The organism is Rhodanobacter lindaniclasticus, from assembly GCF_004799035.1.
Lineage (GTDB): Bacteria > Pseudomonadota > Gammaproteobacteria > Xanthomonadales > Rhodanobacteraceae > Rhodanobacter > Rhodanobacter lindaniclasticus.
The window spans coordinates 14,874-37,996 of record NZ_MWIO01000054.1; the positions used below are offsets into that span (position 1 = coordinate 14,874).

The window sequence follows — 23,123 nt, forward strand, 5'->3', positions numbered from 1 at the left end:
GATTCGGGATTCGGGATTCGTGCAAGCGCCACGCTTCTAGCCCCTCTCCCTCCGGGAGAGGGGTTGGGGTGAGGGTACGGGCTGAGCGCGAAGCAGAAACTCGCCTGCAGCTTCAGCTATTCGCCTGCAACCACCGCGCCGCACCCTGCGCCAGCAACGCCTGCGCCACCTGTTCGCCCAGCGCCATCGCCTGGTCTGCCGGCGCACTCCCCTCGGCATGCAGCAACTGCCCGCTGGCGGCATCGCCGACCAGGCCGCGCAGATGCAGGCCGTGTTCGCCCAGCATGCACCAGGCCCCGACCGGCACCGTGCAGCTGCCGCCCAGCGCCTGGTTCATCGCACGCTCGGCGCTCACCGTGAGCCGCGTGTCGGCGTCGTCCAGCGCGGCGAGCAGGTCCAGCACCGCCGGCTGGCCCTCGCGTGCCTCGATCGCGATGGCAGCCTGCCCGGGGGCGGGCAACCAGTCCGGCGCGGCCAGCCGCGAGACGATGCGCGAGGCCAGGCCGAGGCGTTCCAACCCGGCGCAGGCCAGCACGATCGCGTCGTAATCGCCGGCATCGAGCTTGCCCAGCCGGGTGCCGACGTTGCCGCGCAGGTCGCGCAGCACCAGGTCCGGTCGCAGTGCACGCAGCTGCGCCTGCCGGCGCAGCGAGGAGGTGCCCACCCGTGCGCCGCAGGGCAGCGCGGCCAGCTCCGTGTAATGGTTGCTGACGAAGGCGTCGGCGGCATCGGCGCGCGGCAGGATCGCCGGCAGGGTGAAGCCGCTCTCCAGCTGCGCCGGCACGTCTTTCAGCGAATGCACGGCCAGTTCGGCGCGGCCTTCCAGCATGGCCACTTCCAGCTCCTTGAGGAACAGCCCCTTGCCGCCGATGGTGGCCAGCGGCTGGTCGAGGATCTCGTCGCCGCGGGTGGACAGCGGCACCAGCTCCACGTCCAGCCCGGGATGCGCCGCGCGCAGCAGCGCGGCGACGTGTTCGGCCTGCCACAGCGCCAGCGCGCTCTTGCGGGTGGCGATGCGCAAGGTGGAAGGGTTCATTGGAACTCCGCAACGGTCGGCAAGGTCTCATTGTAGTTGACCGGCCCGCTGCGACGTGACCGGCCCGCGACGTTTGGGCGCGGTGGCTGACACGGTCGTCGCGGGCCGGCTACGATGTCGACAACCCCCTCGGAGTTCATCATGCAAAGCGGTAATCCGGCACTCAACAAGAACACCTTCCTCGACGCCGCCAGCGGTGCGGTGGTGTCGCATGGCGACGAGGTGATGACCCTCAACGGCACGGTCAACAAGACCGGCCTGCTGCTGATCCTGGCGATCGTGGGCGCGGCCTTCAGCTGGGGCCAGTTCAACGGCGCGGAAAGCCTGCCGGCGATGGGCCCGCTGATGATCGGCGGTGCCATCGGTGGCCTGGTCCTGGCCCTGGTCACCGTGTTCAAGAAGACCTGGGCACCGGTCACCGCGCCGCTGTACGCGCTGGTGGAAGGCGTCTTCATCGGCGCGCTGTCGGCGATCTTCGAGATGCGCTATCCCGGCATCGTGATGCAGGCGGTGGGGCTGACCTTCGGCGTGATGGCGGCAATGCTGCTGGCCTACCGCAGCGGCCTGATCCGCGCCACCGAGAAGTTCAAGCTCGGCATCGTGGCGGCCACCGGCGGCATCCTGCTGCTGTACCTGGCCAACATGGTGATGGGCTTCTTCGGCCATTCGATGGGCTTCATCAACGGCTCCAGCGGCCTGGGCATCGCCTTCAGCGTGGTGGTGGTGGTGATCGCCGCGCTCAACCTGATCCTCGACTTCGACATGATCGAGCAGGGCGTGCACGCCCGCGCGCCGAAGTACATGGAGTGGTACGGCGCCTTCGCGCTGGTGGTCACCCTGGTGTGGCTGTACCTGGAGCTGCTGCGCCTGCTGTCCAAGCTGCAGTCGCGCGACTGAGCCCGGCAGTTCGAAGAAAGCCGGCGGCCATGGGCCGCCGGCTTTTCTTTGGCGCCGGGAAAAGCGGCGGGCGGTGCCCGCCCTGCCTGATGGAGCGCCGCGCAGGGCGGGCACTGCCCGCCGGCTCCTGCTCTTCGACTAGGCCACCACCTGCTCCGCAGCATCCCTCGGCCGTTCGGCATGGTGGTCGGCCGCCAGCAGCATGTAGAACGCCGGCACCACGAACAGGGTGAACACGGTGCCGATGGCCAGGCCGGTGGAGATCACCAGGCCCATGTTGAAGCGGCCCGCCGCGCCGGCACCGGCGGCGATCACCAGCGGCATCACGCCGAGCACCATCGCCGCGGTGGTCATCAGGATCGGCCGCAGGCGCACCGCCGCGGCGTGCTCGATCGCCTCGCGCTTGGACATGCCGGCACGCTGCGAGTCGTTGGCGAACTGCACGATCAGGATGCCGTGCTTGCTGATCAGGCCCATCAGGGTGACCAGGCCCACCTCGGTATAGATGTTGAGGCTGGTGAACAGGTTGACGAAGATCAGCGCGCCGAACAGCGCCAGCGGCACCGACACCAGGATCACGATCGGGTCGCGCAGGCTGTTGAACTGCGCCGCCAGCGCCAGGAACACGATGATGATGGCGAACAGCAAGGTGCTGCCGAAGCCGCCCGACTCCTGCATGAACTGGCGCGACTGGCCGGCGTAGTCCACGTTGTAGCCGGTCGGCGCCACCTCGTGCACCAGGTCGCGCAGGTAGGCCAGCGCGTCGCCCTGCGACATGCCCGAGACGCCGGAGATGGTGGCCGAGTTGAGCTGCTGGAAGCGGTTCAGCGACTGCGGCACCACCTCGTGGGTGACCTTGGCCACGGTGCCGGCCTGGATCACCGAACCGCCCGGCACGCGCAGGTAGTAGTCCAGCACCTGCTCCGGGTTGAGCCGGTCGGCCTGCAGCACCTGCGGGATCACCCGGTAGGAGCGCCCGGCGATCGAGAAGTAGTTGACGTAGCCGCCGCCCAGCGCCGAGCCCAGCGCGGCGCCGACGTCGGCCTGGGTCAGGCCCAGCGTGGCGATCATGTCGCGGTCCAGGTTCACCGTGGCCTGCGGCTTGTCCACCTTCAGGTCGGAGTCGATGAAGTAGAACTTGCCGCTGGCCTGGGCCTTGGCCAGCACCGCGCTGGCGACCTCGTTGAGGTTGGCGAACGGCTCGGTGGTGGTGATCACCACCTGGATCGGCAGGCCCTGCGCGCCCGGCAGCGGCGGGAACTGGAACGCGGCCACGTTTCCGCCGGCGATGCCGCTCCACTTTTCCTGCAGCACCTGCTGCAGTTCGTGCGCGCTGCGGTCGCGCTGGTCCCACGGCTTGAACAGCACGCCGCCGATGCCCTGGTTCACGGTCGGCACGCCGGTCAGCTGGAACATCTGCTCGTACTCGGGCAGCTCCCTGGACAGCTCGAACATCTGCGTGGCGTACACGTTCATCTGCTCCGCCGTCGCGTTCGGCGCGCCGACGATCTGGCCCACCACGATGCCCTGGTCCTCTTCCGGCGCCAGCTCCGATTGCGCGGTGATGCCCAGCGCGAAGGTGGCCAGCAGCAGCAGGCCGGCCATCGCGATCACCACCACCCAGGTCGACAGCACGTTGTGCAGCACGCGCTGGTAGCCGTGGTGCACGCGGTCGAACTGGCGGTCGATGAAGCGCACGAAGCGGCCGCCCTCCTGCTCGCTCTTGAAGAAGCGCGAGGTCAGCATCGGCGACAGCGTCAGCGCCACGATCGCCGACACCGTCACCGCGCCGGCGAGGGTGAACGCGAACTCGCTGAACAGCGCGCCGGTGAGGCCTTTCTGGAAGCCGATCGGCACGTACACCGCGACCAGCACCACGGTCATCGCCAGGATCGGCCCGCCCAGCTCGCGCGCCGCCATGAGCGCGGCCTGCAGCGGGGTCTTGCCCTCTTCCTTCATGTGGCGGTCGACGTTCTCCACCACGATGATCGCGTCGTCCACCACCAGGCCGATCGCCAGCACCAGCGCCAGCAGGGTCAGCAGGTTGATCGAGTAGCCCAGCACCAGCATCACGAAGAATGCGCCGATCAGCGCCAGCGGCATCGCGATCACCGGGATGATCACCGCGCGCAGGCTGCCCAGGAACAGGAAGATCACCAGGGTGACGATCACCAGCGCCTCGACCAGGGTCTTGATCACCTCGTTGATCGAGCTGTTCACGAAGTCGGTGCCGTCGTAGACGATCTTGCCGGTCAGCCCGTTCGGCAGCTGGTGCTGGATCTCCGGGAACGCATCGCGCACGCGCTGCGCCACGTCCAGCACATTGGCGTCCGGCGCCACCTTGACGCCGATGAACACCGAGCGCTTGCCGCTGAAGGCCACGTTGAAGTCGTAGTTCTCCGAACCCAGGCTCACCGTGGCCACGTCCTGCAACCGCACGATCGCGCCGTGCGCCTGGCGGATCACCAGCTGCTTGAACTCGTCCACCGTGTGCAGGCTGCTGTCGGTGGTCAGGTCCACCGACACCGCCTGGCCCTTGCTGGAGCCGACGGCGGCCAGGTAGTTGTTGGCCGCCAGCGCCGCGTTGACGTCGCTGGCGGTGACGCCGTGCGCGGCCATCCTGGCCGGGTCCAGCCACGCGCGCAGGGCGAACTGGCGCGCGCCGAGCAGCTCGGCGGTCTGCACGCCGTCGATCGCGTCGAGCTTGGGCTTGACCACGCGGGCCAGGTAGTCGGTGATGTTGTTGGTCGGCAGCACGTCGCTGTAGAAGCCGATGTACATCGCGTCGACCGTCTCGCCGGTCTGCACGTTGAGCACCGGCTGCTGCGCCTGCGGCGGCAGCTGGTTCTTCACCGAGTTGACCTGGGTGGTGATCTCGGTCAGCGCGCGGTTGGCGTCGTAGTTCAGGCGCAGCGTGGCGGTGATCGTGGACACGCCCGACACGCTGGTGGAGGACAGGTAGTCGATGCCCTGCGCCTGCGATATCGCCTGCTCCAGCGGCTGGGTGATGAAGCCGGCCATGGTTGCCGCGTCGGCGCCGTAGTAGGCGGTGGTGACGGTGACCGTGGCGTTCTGGGTCTCGGGGTACTGGCGCACGCTGAGGCTGCCGACGGCGCGCACGCCCAGCACCAGGATCAGCAAGCTGACGACGATCGCCAGCACCGGCTTGTTGATGAACGAGTCGGTGAATTTCATCGTGGCGGCTCAGTGTTCCTGTGGCGTGGGGTGCGCGGCGTCGGCCGGTTGCACCCGGTTGTCGACCTTGATCGGCGCGTCGTTCTTCAGCTTCACCTGGCCGCTGGTCACGACCTCGGTGCCGGCGGTGATGCCCTTGAGGATCGCCACCTGGTCGCCGCGGGTCTCGCCCACGGTGACGAAGGTCTGCTGCACGGTCGGCGGCAGCGGGTGGCCCTGTGCATCCTTGCCTTTGGACGGGTGCACCACGTACACGGTGTCGCCGTACGGGTTGTAGACGATCGCCGCCTGCGGCAGCGTCAGCCGGGGCTGGCGCTGGCCGACGTCGACCGCCAGCCTGGCGAACATGCCCGGGCTCAGCGCCTTGTCGTGGTTCGGCACGCTGGCCTCCACCTGCACGTTGCGCGTGCCCAGGTCGACCTTGGGGCTGATCGCGGTGAGCTTGCCGTCGAACTGGCGCCCCGCGTACGCATCCAGGCTCAGGTGCAGCGGCTGGCCCACCTGCAGCCGGCCCAGCTCGCTCTGCGGCACGTTGAAGTCGACGAACAGCGGGTCGAGCTGCTGCAGGGTCACCACCGTGGTGCCGGCGCTCACGTAGTCGCCCGGGCTGGTCGTGATGATGCCGGCGCGGCCGGCGAACGGGGCGCGCAGCTGCTTCTTCGCCACCACCACCTGCTGCTGCGCCACCGCGGCCTGGTTCGCCTTGAGCTCGGCGGCGGCACGGTCGTACTCGGCCTGGCTGATCGCCTGCGCCGCGAGCTGCTTGCGCGCGCGCTCGAAGGTCAGCTCGGAGAGCCGGGCCGTGGCCTGCAACTGCTGCAGTTTCGCCGCCTCGTCGCCGTCGCGCAGCTGCAGCAGCAGCTGGCCCTGCTTCACGTCCTGGCCGGATTTCAGCGGCACCGCGGTGACCAGGCCGGAGGCGTCCATCGCCAGCTCCGCGCCCTGCGCCGCGCGCAGCGTGCCGACCGCGTTCAGCGCGGGCTGCCACGGCTGCTCGCGGACGGTGGTGGTGCTGACCGTGGCCGGTGCCGGTTGCGGCATCGAGTGGATCATGCGCATCACCAGCAGCACCTTGATGCCGGCGATCACGGCGATCAGCAGCAGCACGCCGCCGATCATCCAGAGCATGCGCTTGGTGGTGCTGGGTTTGTTGTCAACGCGCGTGGGCATGCGCGGGCTCCTGTGGTGGGCATCGATTGATGCGATCCTCCCTGATCGCCAAAGATCAAAGAGCGGACATCCTGTCCGCACTCGTAGATAAAGCTATGGCTTCCGGATGGCTGCCTCGGTGCTGGTGTCACCGCGCCAGCTGCCGCCGAGCGCGGCGTACAGCGCGGCGGTATCGGCCAGCCGGGCGGTGCGCGCCTGGATCAGCGCGATGCGCGCGTGCTGGTGGTCGCGCTGCGCCTGCAGCAGGTCCAGATAGCCGGTGGCGCCGACCCGGTACTGCCGCTGGGCCAGCGCCAGGCGCTGCGCGGCGGCATCCTCGGCGGCGAGCTGGGCGGCCAGGCCATCGGCGTCGTATTGCAGCGCCTGCAGCGCATCGGCCACGTTCTGGAACGCCACCAGCACGGTCTGCTGCCAGTCGGCCAGCGCCTTGTCCAGGCCGGCTTCGGCGGCACGCTTGCGGTGGCGCAGTTCGCCGCCATGGAACAGCGGCTGGGTCAGCCCCAGCCCCAGCGACCAGGCGCGACTGCCGGCGGAGAACAGTTCGCCGGCATGCACCGTCTGCGAGCCGGCGCTGCCGGAAAGGGTGATCTGCGGCAGCATTGCCGCGGTGGCCACGCCGACCTCGGCGGTGGCGGCGTGCAGCTGCGCGGAGGCGGCGCGGATGTCCGGCCGCTGCGCCACCAGCCGCGACGGCAGGCTGACCGGGATGTCGCGCGGCAGCGCGATCGCATCCAGCGGCAGCGGCGCCAGTTCCAGTTGCGCCGGCGTGCTGCCCAGATAGGTGGCCAGCTGGTTGCGAGTGGCGGCGAGGCGTGCGCGCAACGGCGGCAGGGTGGCCTCGGTGGCGGCCAGCTCGCTGCGTGCGGCCAGGGTGGCGGCCAGCGAGGTCGCGCCGATCTGCTGCTGGCGCTCGGCAATGCGCACGCTGTCGCGCTGGCTGTCGGCGATCGCCTCGGTGGCGCGCACCTGCTCGCGCAGCGAGGCCTCCTGCAGCGAGGCGGTGATCACGTTGGCGGCGAGGGTCAGCCAGGTGGCGTCGGCCTGCGCCTGCTGCACGTCGGCCAGCGCGGCCTGCGCCTCGATGCCGCGGCGGGTACCGCCGAACAGGTCGATGCCGTAGCTGACGCTGACGCCGGCGTTGTACACGGTCAGCGGGGCGAAAGTGAAGGTGTCGCCGAACGCGGCGCCGGATTGCTTCTGGCGGGTGACGCCGGCGTTCGCATCCACCGCCGGAAAGCGCACCGCGCCCGCGGCCCGCGCGTTCTCCTGCGCCTGGCGCAACGCGGCTTGGGCCGCGGCCAGCGACGGGCTGTGGCGCAGGGCCGTGTCTACCCGGCGGTCGAGTTCGGCATTGCCGAACGTGGTCCACCACTGTTCGGGCATCGCGCCATCGACGACGAAACGCTGCGCCGCGCCCGCCACGCTGGCGGTGCCGGCGGGCAGCGGCTGGGCGGTGTAGCGATCCACCGGCGGCGCGTCCGGGCGGTGGTAGTCCGGACCGACCGCGCAGCCGGCGAGCAGCAGCCCCAGCAGCGGTGGCAAGGCGCGCAGGCGCAGGGTCGGCGAGAAGCGGAGCAGGTCGCGGGGCACGGGGGGAAGCCTGGGCAGGGGGAGCCGGCCCGGGACATTAACAGACTACAGAGTTCATATATATAGGTGAGAGGTCATCCGCGGCGATGCCGCGGTTACAGCATGCCGACGCTGCTGTCCTGCGAGGAGAAGCGCATCGGCAGCTCGCCGCTGAGGCCGTCCGGATGTCCCGGCGGCACCGCGAAACGCCAGCCCTGCACGCTGCGCAAGGCGTGCGCATCGAGGATCGGATCGCCGCTGGAGGCGATCACGCGCGCGTGCTGCACGCGGCCGTCGCCATCCACCCGCAGCTGCACGGTCAAACGGCCGTCCAGATGGCCACGCACTTCATCCCAGCGCTCGGCGGCAGCCGGCGTGGCCAGCGGCTGCAGGCGTATCGGTGCGGGCACCGCCGCAGCCTGCGCGACGCCCGCGCCGATCGCCTCCGGCACGGTTCGCCGGCGCACGGTCGGCACCACTGCATGGCGACGATGCCGCAGCGGGCGGGCCGAGGCCGAGTCACCGTGTGACACGGCGATGCCGCGCGGCGCGTCGGGCCAGCTGCCGGTCAGCGTGCTCAGCCAGCCGGTACCGGCGATGCCGATGGCCAGGGCCAGGACGCTGAGGCCGGTGGTGGTGCGCAGTCGCAGCATGGCCGTGCCTACGGCCGCTCGAGGATCGCGGTGACGCCCATGCCGCCGGCGGTGCAGATCGAGATCAGCCCGCGGCCGGAGCCCTTCTGTTCCAGCAGCTTGGCCAACGTCGCCACGAGGCGCGCGCCGGTGGCGGCGAACGGGTGGCCCACGGCGAGGCTGGAGCCGTGCACGTTGAGCCTGGCCGGGTCGATCGTGCCCAGCGGCGCGTCCAGGCCGAGCCGGTTCCTGCAGTATTCGGCCGATTCCCATGCGCGCAGCGTGCACAGCACCTGCGCGGCAAACGCCTCGTGGATCTCGTAGAAATCGAAATCCTGCAGGCTCAGCCCGTGGCGCGCCAGCATGCGCGGCACCGCGATGGTCGGCGCCATCAGCAGGCCTTCGCCGTGCACGTAATCCACCGCGGCGACTTCGGCGTCGCGCAGCCAGGCCTGGATCTTCAGCCCGCGCTGCGCGGCCCACGCCTCGCTGCCCAGCAGCACCGCGGCGGCGCCGTCGGACAGGCCGGTGGAATTGCCCGCGGTGAGCGTGCCGTGGCCGGAGCGCTTGTCGAACGCCGGCTTCAGCGTGGCGAGCTTCTCCAGCGTGGTGTCCGGACGCAGGAAGCCGTCGCGTTTGAGCCCGCGGAACGGCACCAGCAAGTCGTCGAAGAAGCCGGCCTCGTAGGCGGCGGCCAGCTTGTGGTGGCTGTCCAGTGCCAGCCGGTCCTGCGCCTCGCGGCTGATCTGCCACTGCCGGGCCATCTGTTCGCAGTGGTCGCCCATCGACTTGCCGGTGCGCGGCTCGGCCACACCGGGGAACGAGGGCTTGAGCTCGCGCAGCGAGAAGCCGCGCGTGGCGGCCTTGAACTTCTCCAGCGGGGTCTTGGCCCGGTTCATCGCCAGCAGGCGGCGGCGCAGGCGGCGGCCGTAGACGATCGGCACGTCGCTGGTGGTGTCCGAGCCGGCGGCGATGCCGGCCTCGATCTGCCCGCAGGCGATCTTGTTGGCGATGGTGATGGTGTTGTCCAGCGAGGTGCCGCAGGCGCGCGCTGTGGTGATGCCCGGCGTGGTCGGCGCCAGCCCGGAGCTGAGCACCGCCTCGCGCGCTAGGTTCCAGTCGGCGCTGTGCCTGATCACCGCGCCGGCGGCCACCTCGCCCAGCTCCACGCCGTGCAGGCCGAAGCGCTCGACCAGGGCGCCGAGCACCTTCACCGACATGCCGAAGTTGCCCACGTCGGCATAGGCGGTGTTGTTGCGACAGAACGGGATGCGTACGCCGCCGATCACGCCGACGCGCCTGTGCGTGTTTTCCATGCCCTGAACGATCCATCACACGAATGGCTTCAAGGCTAACCCGCCATGCCGCCGGGCGAAAGCCCAAGGGGCCGCCGGCGTGGCGCTCTGTTCAGCACCGTGTGGCAGGTCGTGCGCGGCGCGGCGGTAGAATGCGTGTTTTCCCGCTGCAAGATGGATCCATCGTGGAAGCGCAAACACTGCTCGCCCTGCCGGTACTGCTGGCCCTCGAACCGGTGGCCGGGCAACCGGCAGCGCCGACCACTCTGACCCGCGACGAGGCCGCCGAACTGGCGCAGCACGTGGCGACCGACCTGCTCGGCCTGGTGCCGCAGGTCGCCGGGGCGCGGCTGGCGCTGGCCGGTGCGCTGTTCGACCAGGTCGAACTGCTGCGACCCGGGTTCCCGGTGTGGGCGACGCTGGACGACCTGGCGCGCCGAGTGCCGCGCGGCACGCTGGAGCACGTGGTCGCCTTTGGCAGCCACGACGGCGTGATGCCGGCACCTGCGCTGCAGCCTTCGTCGGTGTACGCCGGCGGTCCGATGCGGCTGCTGCCGATCAGCCTGCTGGCCAGCCCCGATGCTGCCGACGAGCTCTCCACCCAACTGGAGATCCAGCTGGTCGGCCGCGGCGAAGCCGGCGCGTCCACCGCCGACTGGCTGATGCGCACGCTGGGCATCCGCCTCGAACACCTGCGCTACCTCAGCCGCAACGACCTGCTCGCGCTGACCTGCGTGCAGTACGAACACGCCAACCTGGCGCCGTTGTGGGCGCTGCTGGAAACGGCCCTGCTCACCCCGGACCGGCCCGAGACGACGATGAGCGCGCGCGGGCTGGCATTGCGCTACGCCGACGGCACCGTGTGGGTGCAGTCGCCGGCGCAATGGCTGGCCGCGCACGATGGCGATGCGGCGCAGCGCGCGCACGACTTTGCCGGCATCGTGTTCGAGTTGCGCCAGTACGCCGCCCTGCTGGAGGCGCACCAGCTGCCGTTGCGGTTGCAGTCGGACGCGCCGGCCGCAGCGATGGACGGCTATTTGCTGGAGCAGCTCGCCGCCGCGTCGGAGTCCTCGCCGGCGCCGCGCCTGTTCGCGCACGAGGCACCGGGGCTGGGCGTGGTGGCGGTCAGCGTGGCGCAGCCGCAGCCGGACGGCGCGCCGCGCATGCTGGCGCACGGCTACCCGCTGCAGCCGCAGGCGTTGGGCCCGTTGCTGCAGCAGCTCGCCGCGCAATACGGCACCGCCGCCGAACTCGACACCCGCGGCCAGGTGGTGCTGGATGCCGCCGGCGCCCTCGGCGCACCCTGAGCGGATGACATGCGGGAGCCGGCCGGCCCCGACATTTTCCTGGCCGGCAGCAGTTGTGCGGCGGCGAACGGTCGGCGCATGATGGCGTGGCGCTGATCAGGGGGCGCGCTCCAGCTGACGGAAACACCATGCGGCCGCCGAAGCAAGCCGAGGGAGTACCGACACCGACAGGGGGATCGCACTGGCCGCAACGGTTGTGGCATGGCGCCCCCGTGCTGCTCACCTGGCTCGATCTCGACCAGCGCTTCGGCCACGTCAACGACACCCACCGCCGCTGGCTCGGCATCGACCCGGCGCAGCTGATCGGCAAGCGCCTGATCGAGGTGATCGGCGTGGCCAACTACGAACGTGCCCGTACCGCCCTGGAGCAGGCTTACGCGGGCCACTCCTCCAGCTACGAGGGCGAGTTGTTCAATGGTCGCGAGCGGCGCTACGCGCACGGCAACTTCGCGCCCGATTTCGACGAGGATGGCCGCGTGCGCGGCGTGTTCACCGCGCTGGTCGACATCACCGAGCGACGCGAACTGGAACTGCGCCTGCACGAAAGCGAGCGGCGCTTCTTCAGCGCCTTCCAGCATGCCGCGATCGGCATGGCGCTGACCGGTCCGGGCGGGCGTTTCCTGCGCGTCAACGACGCGGTGTGCCACATGCTCGGCTACACCGAGGAGGAACTGCTCACGCTCGGCGTGGCCGACGTCACCCACCCGGACGACATGGCCACCGACGCCGAACAGATGCTGCAGCTGCTCTCCGGCCAGCGCGAGAACTACCAGCTGGAAAAGCGCAACCTGCACAAGGACGGCCACGTGGTGCACCTGCAACTGGCCGTGTCGCTGGTGCGCGACGAGGAGGGTGCGCCGCTGTACTTCGTGTCGCAGGCGCAGGACATCAGCCAGCGCAAGGCATTCGAGGACGCGCTGCAGCGCGAGCGCGAGCTGGCCGAGGTCACCCTGCGCTCGATCGGCGACGCCGTCATCATCACCGACCCGCAGTCGCGCATCCGCTCGCTCAACCCGATCGCCGAGGCGATGACCGGCTGGCGCAGCGCCGAGGCGCAGGGCTTGCCGGTGGAAGCGGTGTTCCAGCTGTTCGACGCCGTCGACGGCCGGCCGGTGGCCAACCCGCTGCGCACCGCGATCGACAACAACACCATCGCCGACCTGGCCGGCCGCACCCTGCTGCGCCATCGCCACGGCTTCGACACGCCGGTGGAGGATTCCTCCGCGCCGATCCACGACCACGCCGGCAACGTGGTCGGCGGCGTGCTGGTATTCCACGACGTCAGCGAAACGCGCGCCTTCGCGCTCAAGCTGGTGCACCTGACCCAGCACGACACGCTCACCGGCCTGCCCAACCGCAGCCAGTTGCAGGATCACCTGAGCCAGGCGCTGGCCAATGCGCGGCGCCGGCAGCAGCGCGTGGCGCTGCTGTACATCGACATCCACCAGTTCAAGCAGATCAACGACCAGCACGGCCAGACCGCCGGCGACAGCGTGCTGCGCGCGTTCGTGGCGCAGCTGCAGCGCAGCCTGCCCGCCGAGGCACAACTGGTGCGCTACGGCGGCGACGAGTTCGTGGTGGTGCTCTCCGCGCTGGACAGCACCAGCGAGGCGGCCAGCCTCGCCCGCGCCCTGATCGACCAGGGCGAGCAGACCCGGGTGGACGGCCTGCATGCGCTGGGCCTGCACCTGGGCATCGGCATCAGCGTCTATCCCGACGATGCGCTGGACCCGGAAACCCTGCTGCAGCATGCCGAGACCGCGCTGGTCGCGCTGCGCAGCCAGGACGTGCACGGCTGCCGCTTCTTCACCGCCTCGATGGACGAACGCGCGCGTGCGCGCCGCGGCATCGAGTCGGCGCTGCGCCAGGCCTTGCCGCGCGGCCAGCTGAGCCTGCACTACCAGCCGCGCATCGCGGCCTCCAGCGGACAGATCGTGGGCGCCGAGGCGCTGCTGCGCTGGCACGTGCGCGGACGCGAGCTGTACAAGCCCGACCAGTTCATCCCGGTCGCCGAGGACACCGGCCTGATCCTGCCGATCGGCACCTGGGTGCTGCGCCAGGCGTGCCGGCAGGCGCGCGCATGGCAGCAGCAGGGCCACCGCATCCCGGTCTCGGTCAACGTCTCGCCGGTGCAGTTCCAGCACGTCGATTTCCCCGACTGGCTGGACGACGCGCTGGCCGGCAGCGGACTCGACCCCGGCCTGCTCGAGCTGGAACTGACCGAACGCATGATGATGTCCGGCGGCGACGTCACCGGCAGCCTGCTGCAGCGCATCCGCCAGCGCGGCGTGCGCCTGTCGCTGGACGATTTCGGCACCGGCTATTGCAGCCTCTCCTACCTCAAGCATTTCCCGATCGACACGCTGAAGATCGACCGGGTATTCGTGCGCGACGTGATCGGCGACGCCGACACCGCCACCATCACCAGCGCGATCATCGCCATGGCCCAGCGGCTGGACAAGCTGGTGGTCGCCGAAGGCGTGGAGACCGAAGCGCAAGCCGCGTTCCTGCGCCAGGCCGGCTGCGCCGAACTGCAGGGCTTCCTGTTCGCCGCGGCGCTGCCGGTCGACGACTTCGAAAAGCTGCTGACCGAACCCGCCCGCGCGACGTAGGGCGGGCACCGCCCGCCGGCTCTTTCTCGTACCCTTGGCGCAACCCGGCGGGCGGAGCCCGCCCTACGCCGCCGGCTCGACCAGCGATGCCTCGCACATGAAGTAATGGCAGCGCTGCATGCCGAGGCCTTCGTAGGTGGCCTGGGCGCGCGCGTTCTCCGTTTCCACGTACAGCCGCAGGCCGACCGCACCGGCATCGCGCGCGCGCTCCGCCACGGCGGCATGCAGCGCGCGGAAGACGCCGCTGCGGCGCGCGGCGGGCACCACGTACACGCTCTGGATCCACCAGAAGTCGCCGCAGCGCCAGTCGCTCCACTCGTAGGTCACCAGCAGGCCGCCCGCCGCCGTGCCGTCCACTTCGGCAATCAGATAGAAGCCGCGCCGGGGATGCTCCAGCACCGCTTCGACGCCGCGGCGCAGGCGCTCGGGGTCCAGCCGCTTGTGCTCGGTCTCCCACGCCATCGCGACGTTCCACGCCACCAGGTCGGCGACATCGGCGGGGCTGGCGGTGCGGATCGACACGGTCATGGCGGGACTCCGGTGGCGGGACGCCGATCGTAGCGCGCACGCTCTTCACATGGGCCCGCGTACTGTCACGGCACGGCCGCTGGCCCCGCCGGCGACGTCCGGCTCTGCTGCCTGCGCGACGCGCGTGTCGTGCGGCGGCACCGTCCGCGCTCTTTCGATTTTCCCGGCAAGGAGCTTTGCGCTTGAACATCGGCAGCGTCCTGGATCGGCTCAAGCTGCGCCGGCTGCAGGCGTTCCGCCGCCGCCGCGTGGCTGCCCGCACGCGGCCGGAACAGGAGCCGGCCTTGCGCGCGGAGCTGTTCAGCGCCGAGCAGATGGAGCAGCACGGCCGCGAGCTGGCCGGCCAGCACCGCCTGCGCGAACGCTCCAGCACCGACCTGCTGCTCGGCCGGCTGGACGACAACGAGGCGGTCATCACCCACAGCTGCGAGCGGCTGACCCAGGCAACCCGGCGCAAGCAGCGGATCACGCCGGCGGGCGAGTGGCTGCTGGACAACTTCTACCTGATCGAGGAGCAGGTCCGCATCGCCCGCCGGCATCTGCCCAAGGGTTACAGCCGCGAACTGCCGCGTCTGGACACCGGCATCTCGGCCGGCCTGCCGCGGGTCTACGACATCGCGCTGGAGATCATCGCGCACGGCGACGGCCGCATCGACACCGCCGGCCTGCACCGTTTCATCCACGCCTACCAGGAAGTGACCCCGCTGAAACTGGGCGAGCTGTGGGCGATCCCGATCATGTTGCGGCTGGCGCTGATCGAGAACCTGCGCCGCGTGTCCGCGCGGGTGATGGCCGACTGGCGCCACCGCGGCCAGGCCGCGCGCTGGGCCGACGCGATGACCGCCACCGCCGAACGCCAACCCAATTCGGTAGTGCTGGTGGTCGCCGACATGGCGCGTTCCGACCCGCCGATGAACGGCCCGTTCGTGGCCGAGATGGCGCGCCGCCTGCAGGGCCAGAGCCCGGCGCTGGCGCTGCCGCTGAGCTGGATCGAGCAGCGCCTGTCCGAATCGGGCCAGAGCATCGAGCACCTGGTGCAGCGCGAGGCACAGCAGCAGGCCGCCGCGCAGGTGAGCGTGAGCAACAGCATCGGCAGCCTGCGCCTGCTGTCGGCGGTCGACTGGCGCGATTTCGTCGAGCGCGTGAGCCTGGTCGAGCAGCAGCTGCGCGAGGATCCGGCCGGCGTCTACGCGGCGATGAACTTCGCCACCCGCGACCGCTACCGCCACGTGGTGGAGCGGCTGGCCCGCCAGCATCGGCTGGACGAGGTGCGCGTGGCCGCCGCCACGGTGGAGCTGTGCCGCGCGGCACCGCCGACGGAACCGGCGCCGGCGCTGCCGCAGCACGTCGGCTGGTACCTGGTCGACCGCGGCCGGCCGCAGCTGGAACAGCACCTGGGCGTGCGCCCGCACCTCGGCGAGTGGCTGCGTCGCCACTTCGACCGCGCGCCGGTGTCGATCTACCTCGGCCTGCTGATCGCGCTGACCCTGGCCATCGCCGAGCCGCTGGTGCAGGCCGCGGTGGAGGACAACCTGGCCACCGGCTGGCTGCTGGCGATCGCCGCGATGGCGCTGGTCGTGGCCAGCCAGCTCGGCTCCAGCCTGCTCAACTGGATGGCCACGCTGGCGATCGCGCCGCAGCCGCTGCCGCGCATGAACTACGTCCACGGCATCCCGGCCAGCGCGCGCACCCTGGTGGCGGTGCCCAGCATGCTCGGCAGCGCCGGCGACGTGGAGGAACTGGTCGAGGCGCTGGAGGTGCGCTTCCTCGGCAACCGCGACGAGAACCTGCACTTCGCCCTGCTCACCGATTTCACCGACGCCGACAGCGAGACCCTGCCCGGCGACGAGGCGCTGTTGCGCCTGGCGCAGCGGCGCATCGAGGCGCTCAACGAGCGCTACGCCAGCGTCGAGTCCGACCGCTTCTTCCTGTTCCACCGGCCGCGCCGCTGGAATGCCGGCGAGCGCTGCTGGATGGGCCACGAGCGCAAGCGCGGCAAGCTGGCCGACCTCAACGCGCTGCTGCGCGGCAACGGGCACGACCGCTTCGCGCGCATCGTCGGCGACGTCGAGACGCTCGGTCCGGTGCAGTACGTGATCACCCTGGACACCGACACCGAGCTGCCGCGCGACGCGGCGCAGGCCTTCGTCGGCAGCATCGACCACCCGCTCAACCGCGCCGTGTACGACCCGGTGCGCCGGCGCGTGGTCAGCGGCTACGCGATCCTGCAGCCGCGCGTGGGGATCAGCCTGCCGAGCACCGCGCGCTCGCGCTACGCGCAGCTGTACGGCAGCGACGCCGGCATCGACCCGTACACGCAGATGGTCTCGGACGTCTACCAGGACGTGTTCGGCGAAGGCTCGTTCATCGGCAAGGGCATCTACGCGATCGACGCGTTCGAACGCACCCTGGACGGCCGCTTCCCGGAAAACCGCATCCTCAGCCACGACCTGGTCGAGGGTTGCCACGCGCGCTCGGGCCTGCTCAGCGACGTGCAGCTGTTCGAGGAATACCCGGCCGGCTACGGCGCCGACGTGCGCCGCCGGCATCGCTGGATCCGCGGCGACTGGCAGCTGCTGCCGTGGCTGCTGCCGTGGGCGCCGACCGCGAAGGACGGCTGGCGCCGCAACGCGCTGACCGCGTTGTCGCGCTGGAAGATCCTCGACAACCTGCGCCGCAGCCTGGTGCCGCCGGCCGTGCTCGGCCTGCTGGTGTGCGGCTGGCTGCTGCTCTCGCCGGTGCTGTCGTGGACCATCGCGGTGCTGGCGATGGTGCTGGTGCCGCCGCTGCTGTCGGCGCTGCTGGAGCTGGTGCAGAAGCCGAAGGACGTGCAGCTGGACCAGCATCTGCGCGCGGGCTTCGCCGACGGCATGCAGCACCTGGCGCGGATGGCGCTGGGCCTGGCCTGGCTGCCGCACGAGGCGCTCTACCACCTCGACGCGATCGTGCGCACGCTGTGGCGGATCACGGTCAGCCATCGCCACCTGCTGCAATGGCGTACCTCCAGCGAGGTGGCCCGGAGCAGCACCAACGCGCCCGGCGCCGTGTGGCGGCAGATGTGGATCGGGCCGGCGGTGGCGCTCGGCCTGGCGGTGGTGCTGGCGCTGCAGCGGCCGATGGTGCTGTGGCTGGCGTGGCCGCTGCTGGCGCTGTGGCTGCTGTCGCCGGGCATCGCCTGGTGGGTCAGCCAGCCGCGGCGGCCGGACACCTTCGTGCCGAACGCGGCGCAGACGCGCTTCCTGCGCACCCTGGCGCGACAGACCTGGGCGTTCTTCGACAGCCACGTCAACGCCACCGAACACTGGCTGCCGCCGGACAACCTGCAGCTGCAGCCCGGCCCGGTGATCGCCTCGCGCACCTCGCCGACCAACATCGGCCTGGCCCTGCTGGCCAACCTGGCCGCGTGGGATTTCGGCTTCATGGCCGCAGGCCGCCTGCTCCAGCGCAGCCGCGACACGCTGGCCACCCTGCAGCAGCTGCCACGCTACCGCGGCCACTTCTACAACTGGTACGACACCCGCACGCTGCAGCCGCTGACGCCGCTGTACATCTCGGCGGTGGACAGCGGCAACCTCGCCGGCCACCTGCTGACCCTGCGCCCGGGCTTGCTGGAACTGATCCACGCGCCGGTGTTCCGCCCCCGCGTGCTGCAGGGGCTGCTCGACACCCTGCAGCTGCTGCATGACGCGCTCGAGCAGGAGCACGAGTCGCTGCACCGCCTGCAGGCCGAGCTGCAGGAGGCGCTGGACGAACCGCCGACCACCACCGGCGCGGCGCTGGCGCTGCTGCAGCGCCAGCGCGAACAGGCCCATGCGCTGATGCCCGTGCTGGCCGCGGAGCCGGACAGCGACGCGGGCTACTGGCTCGAGGCGCTGTGCGCGCAGCTGGACGAGCTGTGCGAGGAAATCGCCCGCTTCCGGCTCGACCCGGTGGACGACGATGCCGACGCCCTGCGCGGCATCCCCACGCTCGCCGTGCTCAGCCGCATCGAGCCGCTGCGCTGGCCGGGCGAAGCCGGCGCCGAGGCGGTGCGCGAGCGCGCCCGCGAACGCATCGCGCTGATCGAGCAGCTCGCCCAGCAGGCCGACGAACTGGCGCGGATGGACTACCGCTTCCTCTACGACAGCGCGCGCGACCTGCTGGCGATCGGCTACAACGTCGACGCGCGCCGGCTCGACGCCGGCTACTACGACCTGCTCGCCTCCGAGGCGCGGCTGGCCAGCTTCGTCGGCATCGCCCAGGGCCAGCTGCCGCAGGACAACTGGTTCGCGCTGGGCCGCCTGCTCACCACGGTGGGGGGCGAACCGGCGCTGCTGTCGTGGGCCGGCTCGATGTTCGAGTACCTGATGCCGAACCTGGTGATGCCCGGCTACGAGGACACCCTGCTCGACCAGACCTGCCGCGCGGCGGTAGCGCGGCAGATCGAGTACGGCAACCAGCACAACGTGCCGTGGGGCGTGTCCGAGTCGGGCTACAACACGCTGGACGCGCACTTCACCTACCAGTACCGCGCCTTCGGCGTGCCCGGCCTGGGCCTGAAGCGCGGCCTCGGCGACGATGTGGTGATCGCGCCCTATGCCAGCGCGCTGGCGCTGATCATCGCGCCGGCGGCGGCCACCAGAAACCTGCAGCGGCTGGCCAGCGAGGGCGTGCAGGGCCGCTACGGCATGTATGAGGCGGTCGACTACACCCCGGCGCGGCTGCCGGTGGGGCAGAGCTCGGCGCTGGTGCGCTCGTTCATGGCCCACCATCAGGGCATGAGCCTGCTGGCGCTGGATTTCGCCCTGCTGGGCCGGCCGATGCAACGGCGCTTCGCCGCCGATCCGCAGTTCCGCGCCACCAGCCTGCTGCTGCAGGAGCGCGTTCCGCGCACTGCGGCGGAATACCTGCACGCCTCCGGCTTCCCCGGCAACGATTCCCACACGCCGGTCAGCGAGGCGCGGCTGCGCGTGTTCGGCGACCCCAACCGCCCGCGTCCGGCGGTGCAGCTGCTTTCCAACGGCCGCTACCACGTGATGCTGTCCAGCGCCGGCGGCGGCAGCAGCCGGCGCGGCGAACTGGCGCTGACGCGCTGGCGCGAGGACATCACGCGCGACCACTGGGGCATGTTCTGCTACCTGCGCGACGTCGCCAGCGGCGCGTACTGGTCCACCACCTACCAGCCCACGCGGCACAAGACCGAGCTGTACGAGGCGATCTTCTCCGAGGCGCGCGCCGAGTTCCGCGTGCGCGAGCGCGAGTTCGACGCGCACACCGAGATCGTGGTCTCGCCCGAGGACGACATCGAACTGCGCCGCACCCATCTCACCAACCGCGGCCGCCACGCGCGCACCATCGAGCTGACCAGCTACGCCGAGGTGGTGCTGGCTCCGCCGCTGGCCGACGCCTTGCACCCGGCCTTCAGCAAGCTGTTCGTGCAGACCGAACTGGTGCCCGCGCTGCAGGCGATCGTGTGCACGCGGCGGCCGCGCGCCGCCGACGAACACCCGCCGTGGATGTTCCACCTGCTGGCCGTGCACGACGCCGACATCGACGAGATCTCCTTCGAGACCGACCGCGCGCGCTTCATCGGCCGCGGCCGCAGCCTGGCCGACCCGCAGATGCTCGACCTGGAACAGTCGCGGCTGTCCGGCAGCGCCGGCTCGGTGCTCGACCCGATCGTGGCGATCCGCTGCCGCATCACCCTGCAGCCGGAGCAGACCGCCACCATCGACTACGTCACCGGCATCGCCGATCGCCGCGAGGGTTGCCTGCAGCTGATCGGCAAGTACCGCGACCGCCACCTCGCCGACCGCGTGTTCGACCTCGCCTGGACGCACAGCCAGGTGCTGCTGCGCCAGCTCAATGCCGGCCTCGGCGACGCGCAGCTGTACGAGCACATGGCCACCGCGCTGCTGTACCCCAACGCCAGCCTGCGCGCCGAGCCGGCGGTGCTGCGCGGCAACCGCCGCGGGCAGAGCGGGCTGTGGGGGCAGTCGATCTCCGGCGACCTGCCGATCGTGCTGCTGCAGATCGCCAGCGAGGCGCGCATCGAGCTGGTGCGCCAGCTGGTGCAGGCGCATGCGTACTGGCGGCAGAAGGGCCTGGCGGTGGACCTGGTGATCTGGAACGAGGACCGCGCCGGTTACCGCCAGCAGCTGCAGGACCAGATCCTCGGCCTGATCGCGTCCGGCAGCGAGGCCAGCCTGCTCGATCGCCCCGGCGGCATCTTCGTGCGCCCGGCGCAGCAGCTCTCCGGCGAGGACCGCATGGTGATGCTGGCCAGCGCGCGCATCGTGCTGGCCGACCACCGCGGCAGCCTGGCCGAGCAGATCGGCCGGCGCCAGCTGGAAACCCACGCGCCGCCGTTCGAGCCCAGCCGCGCCGAACGCCCCGTGCCGGCGCTGCCCGCGCCTTCGCCGCCGCCGGAACTGCAACTGCGCAACCCGCACGGCGGCTTCAGCGCCGATGGCCGCGAGTACGTGATCGTCACCGCCGCCGGCGACGCCACGCCGGCGCCGTGGTCCAACGTGCTGGCCAACCCGCATTTCGGCACGGTGATCTCCGAGAGCGGCGGCGCCTACACCTGGGGCGAGAACGCGCACGAGTTCCGCCTCACGCCGTGGCACAACGACCCGGTCGGGGACGGCAGCGGCGAGGCGATCTACCTGCGCGACGAAGACACCGGCGCGCTGTGGTCGCCCACCCCGCGGCCGTGCCGCGGCAGCGGCGCGTACGTCACCCGCCACGGCTTCGGCTACAGCGTGTTCGAGCACGTCGAGGACGGCATCCACTCGCAGCTGTGGATCTATGTGGCGCTGGATGCCTCGGTGAAATTCTCGGTGCTGAAACTGCGCAACGAATCCGGCCGGCCGCGGCGCATCAGCGCCACGGCCTACGTCGAATGGCTGCTCGGCGACTTGCGCGAGAAGACCGCGATGCACGTGGTCACCGAATCGGACCCGGCCAGCGGCGCGCTGTTCGCCCGCAACAGCTACAACGGCGAGTTCCCCGGCCGCGTGGCCTTCCTCGACGTGGACGATGCGGAGCGCGGCATCGGCGGCGACCGCGGCGAGTTCCTCGGCCGCAACGGCAGCATGCGCAAGCCCGCCGCGCTCGGTCGCAAGCAGCTCTCCGGCCGGCTCGGTGCCGGACTCGATCCCTGCGCCGCGCTGCAATCGAAGGTCGCGCTGGAGCATGGCGCCGAGCGCCAGCTGATCTTCCGCCTCGGCCTGGGCCGCGACGCCGCCGATGCCAGCGCGCTGGTGCAGCGCTTCCGTGGCACCGGCTCGGCCGCCGCCGCGCTGGAGCAGGTGCGCACGCACTGGCAGCGCGTGCTCGGCGCGGTGCAGGTGCGCACGCCCGAGCCGGCGCTGGACGTGCTCGCCAACGGCTGGCTGCTGTACCAGACCATCGCCTGCCGCATCTGGGCGCGCAGCGGCTACTACCAGAGCGGCGGCGCGTTCGGCTTCCGCGACCAGTTGCAGGATTCGATGGCCACCGTGCACGCCGCGCCGGAGCTCTCCCGCGCGCAGTTGCTGCTGTGCGCGGCGCACCAGTTCCCCGAGGGCGACGTGCAGCACTGGTGGCACCCGCCGCAGGACCGCGGCGTGCGCACCACCTGTTCGGACGACTACCTGTGGCTGCCGCTGGCCACCAGCCGCTATGTGCTGGCCACCGGCGACCGCGCCGTGCTCGACGTGCCGGTGTTCTACATCGAGGGCCGCGCGCTGCACGCCGGCGAGGAATCCTATTACGACCTGCCGCAGCCCTCGGGCCTGTTCGAGCCGCTGTACAAGCATTGCGTGCGCGCCATCGAGCGCAGCTTCACCCTGCGCGGCGAACGCGGCCTGCCGCTGATCGGCGGCGGCGACTGGAACGACGGCATGAACCGCGTCGGCGAAGGCGGCCGCGGCGAAAGCGTGTGGCTGGGCTTCTTCAGCTGCGAGGTGCTGCGGCGCTTCGCCGAGGTGGCGCGCGACCGCGGCGACGCGGCTTTCGCCCAGCGCTGCGAGAACGAAGTGGCCGCGTTGCGCGACGCGCTGGAGGCACACGCCTGGGACGGCGCCTGGTATCGCCGCGCCTGGTTCGACGACGGCACGCCGCTGGGCGCCGCCGGCAATCTCGACTGCCGCATCGACTCGATCGCGCAGAGCTGGTCGGTGCTCTCCGGCATCGGCGCGCCCGCGCGCCAGCGCCAGGCGATGGCATCGCTGGACGAACACCTGGTGCGCCGCGACGCCGGCCTGGTGCAGCTGCTGGACCCGCCGTTCGACCAGGCCCCCATCGACCCGGGCTACATCAAGGGCTACCTGCCCGGCGTGCGCGAGAACGGCGGCCAGTACACCCACGCCGCGATCTGGGCCACGATGGCCTTCGCCGAACTCGGCGACAGCGCCCGCGCATGGGAACTGCTGCGCATGATCAACCCGGTCAACCACGGCATCGACCCGGCGCAAATGGACGTCTACAAGGTCGAGCCCTATGTGGTCAGCGCCGACGTCTATGCGGTTGCCCCGCACGTCGGCCGCGGCGGCTGGAGCTGGTACACCGGTTCCGCCGGCTGGATGTACCGGCTGATCGTCGAATCCCTGCTCGGCCTGCGCCTGGAAGCCGGCCACCTGCGCTTCGCGCCGGTGCTGCCGGCGGAGTGGGAGGGCTTCGAACTGGACTATCGGCACGGCGACACGACGTACCGCATCGAACTGCGCCAGGGCGATGAGGACAGCCCGGCCCGCGTCCGCCTGGACGGCGAACCGCAACCCGGTGGCCGCATCCCGCTGCTCGACGACGGCGCCGAACACCGCGTCGAACTGAACCATCCGCGTTCCCGCTGACCGCCACATCACCGAGCCTCAAAAGCCCCTCTCCCCCCGGGAGAGGGGTTGGGGTGAGGGTACGGG

General features: G+C 70.9%; 11 protein-coding genes. 4 read left to right on the forward strand and 7 right to left on the reverse strand.

Annotated features, from left to right (window positions below; all coding sequences use genetic code 11):
* Positions 1-112: 112 nt before the first annotated feature.
* Positions 113-1,036: a hydroxymethylbilane synthase gene (gene hemC / locus B1991_RS15670; protein ID WP_136259614.1), complete on the reverse strand. Its 924-nt coding sequence runs from the start codon at positions 1,034-1,036 to the stop codon at positions 113-115.
* A 141-nt stretch (positions 1,037-1,177) separates the two neighbouring features.
* Here hemC and B1991_RS15675 point away from each other — a divergent pair, with 141 nt between their 5' ends.
* A complete protein-coding gene (locus tag B1991_RS15675; RefSeq protein ID WP_136259615.1) occupies positions 1,178-1,933 on the forward strand; it encodes a Bax inhibitor-1/YccA family protein in 756 nt (251 codons plus the stop codon).
* A gap of 138 nt (positions 1,934-2,071) precedes the next feature.
* Here B1991_RS15675 and B1991_RS15680 read toward each other — a convergent pair whose 3' ends face one another.
* The 5 genes from B1991_RS15680 to B1991_RS15700 form a co-directional block, all read right to left on the reverse strand.
* Positions 2,072-5,128, reverse strand: coding sequence for an efflux RND transporter permease subunit (locus B1991_RS15680; protein WP_136259616.1), 3,057 nt, complete (start codon positions 5,126-5,128; stop codon positions 2,072-2,074).
* A gap of 9 nt (positions 5,129-5,137) precedes the next feature.
* A complete protein-coding gene (locus B1991_RS15685) occupies positions 5,138-6,298 on the reverse strand; it encodes an efflux RND transporter periplasmic adaptor subunit (protein WP_136259617.1) in 1,161 nt (386 codons plus the stop codon).
* Between the two features lie 93 nt (positions 6,299-6,391).
* Positions 6,392-7,888 carry an efflux transporter outer membrane subunit gene (locus tag B1991_RS15690; protein WP_246031202.1) on the reverse strand — a complete coding sequence of 499 codons (1,497 nt, stop codon included), beginning with the start codon at positions 7,886-7,888 and terminating at the stop codon, positions 6,392-6,394.
* 95 nt (positions 7,889-7,983) lie between these two features.
* A complete protein-coding gene (locus tag B1991_RS15695; protein WP_136259618.1) occupies positions 7,984-8,520 on the reverse strand; it encodes an energy transducer TonB in 537 nt (178 codons plus the stop codon).
* A gap of 8 nt (positions 8,521-8,528) precedes the next feature.
* The gene (locus B1991_RS15700; RefSeq protein ID WP_136259619.1) at positions 8,529-9,815 is read right to left on the reverse strand and encodes an acetyl-CoA C-acetyltransferase; all 1,287 of its coding nucleotides are present in this window, start codon (positions 9,813-9,815) and stop codon (positions 8,529-8,531) included.
* Positions 9,816-9,979: 164 nt separating this feature from the next.
* On the opposite strand from B1991_RS15700, the gene B1991_RS15705 reads away from it, so the two are divergent.
* On the forward strand, positions 9,980-11,101 hold the full coding sequence (locus tag B1991_RS15705) for a hypothetical protein (RefSeq protein ID WP_136259620.1): 1,122 nt from the start codon (positions 9,980-9,982) through the stop codon (positions 11,099-11,101).
* A 128-nt stretch (positions 11,102-11,229) separates the two neighbouring features.
* Positions 11,230-13,713 carry a sensor domain-containing protein gene (locus tag B1991_RS15710; protein ID WP_136259621.1) on the forward strand — a complete coding sequence of 828 codons (2,484 nt, stop codon included), beginning with the start codon at positions 11,230-11,232 and terminating at the stop codon, positions 13,711-13,713.
* Positions 13,714-13,776: 63 nt separating this feature from the next.
* Here the strand turns inward: B1991_RS15710 and B1991_RS15715 are convergent, their stop codons facing one another.
* On the reverse strand, positions 13,777-14,241 hold the full coding sequence (locus B1991_RS15715) for a GNAT family N-acetyltransferase (RefSeq protein WP_136259622.1): 465 nt from the start codon (positions 14,239-14,241) through the stop codon (positions 13,777-13,779).
* A gap of 182 nt (positions 14,242-14,423) precedes the next feature.
* On the opposite strand from B1991_RS15715, the gene B1991_RS15720 reads away from it, so the two are divergent.
* Positions 14,424-23,057 (forward strand): GH36-type glycosyl hydrolase domain-containing protein, encoded by an 8,634-nt coding sequence (locus B1991_RS15720; RefSeq protein ID WP_136259623.1) that lies wholly within the window; start codon positions 14,424-14,426, stop codon positions 23,055-23,057.
* Positions 23,058-23,123 lie beyond the last annotated feature (66 nt).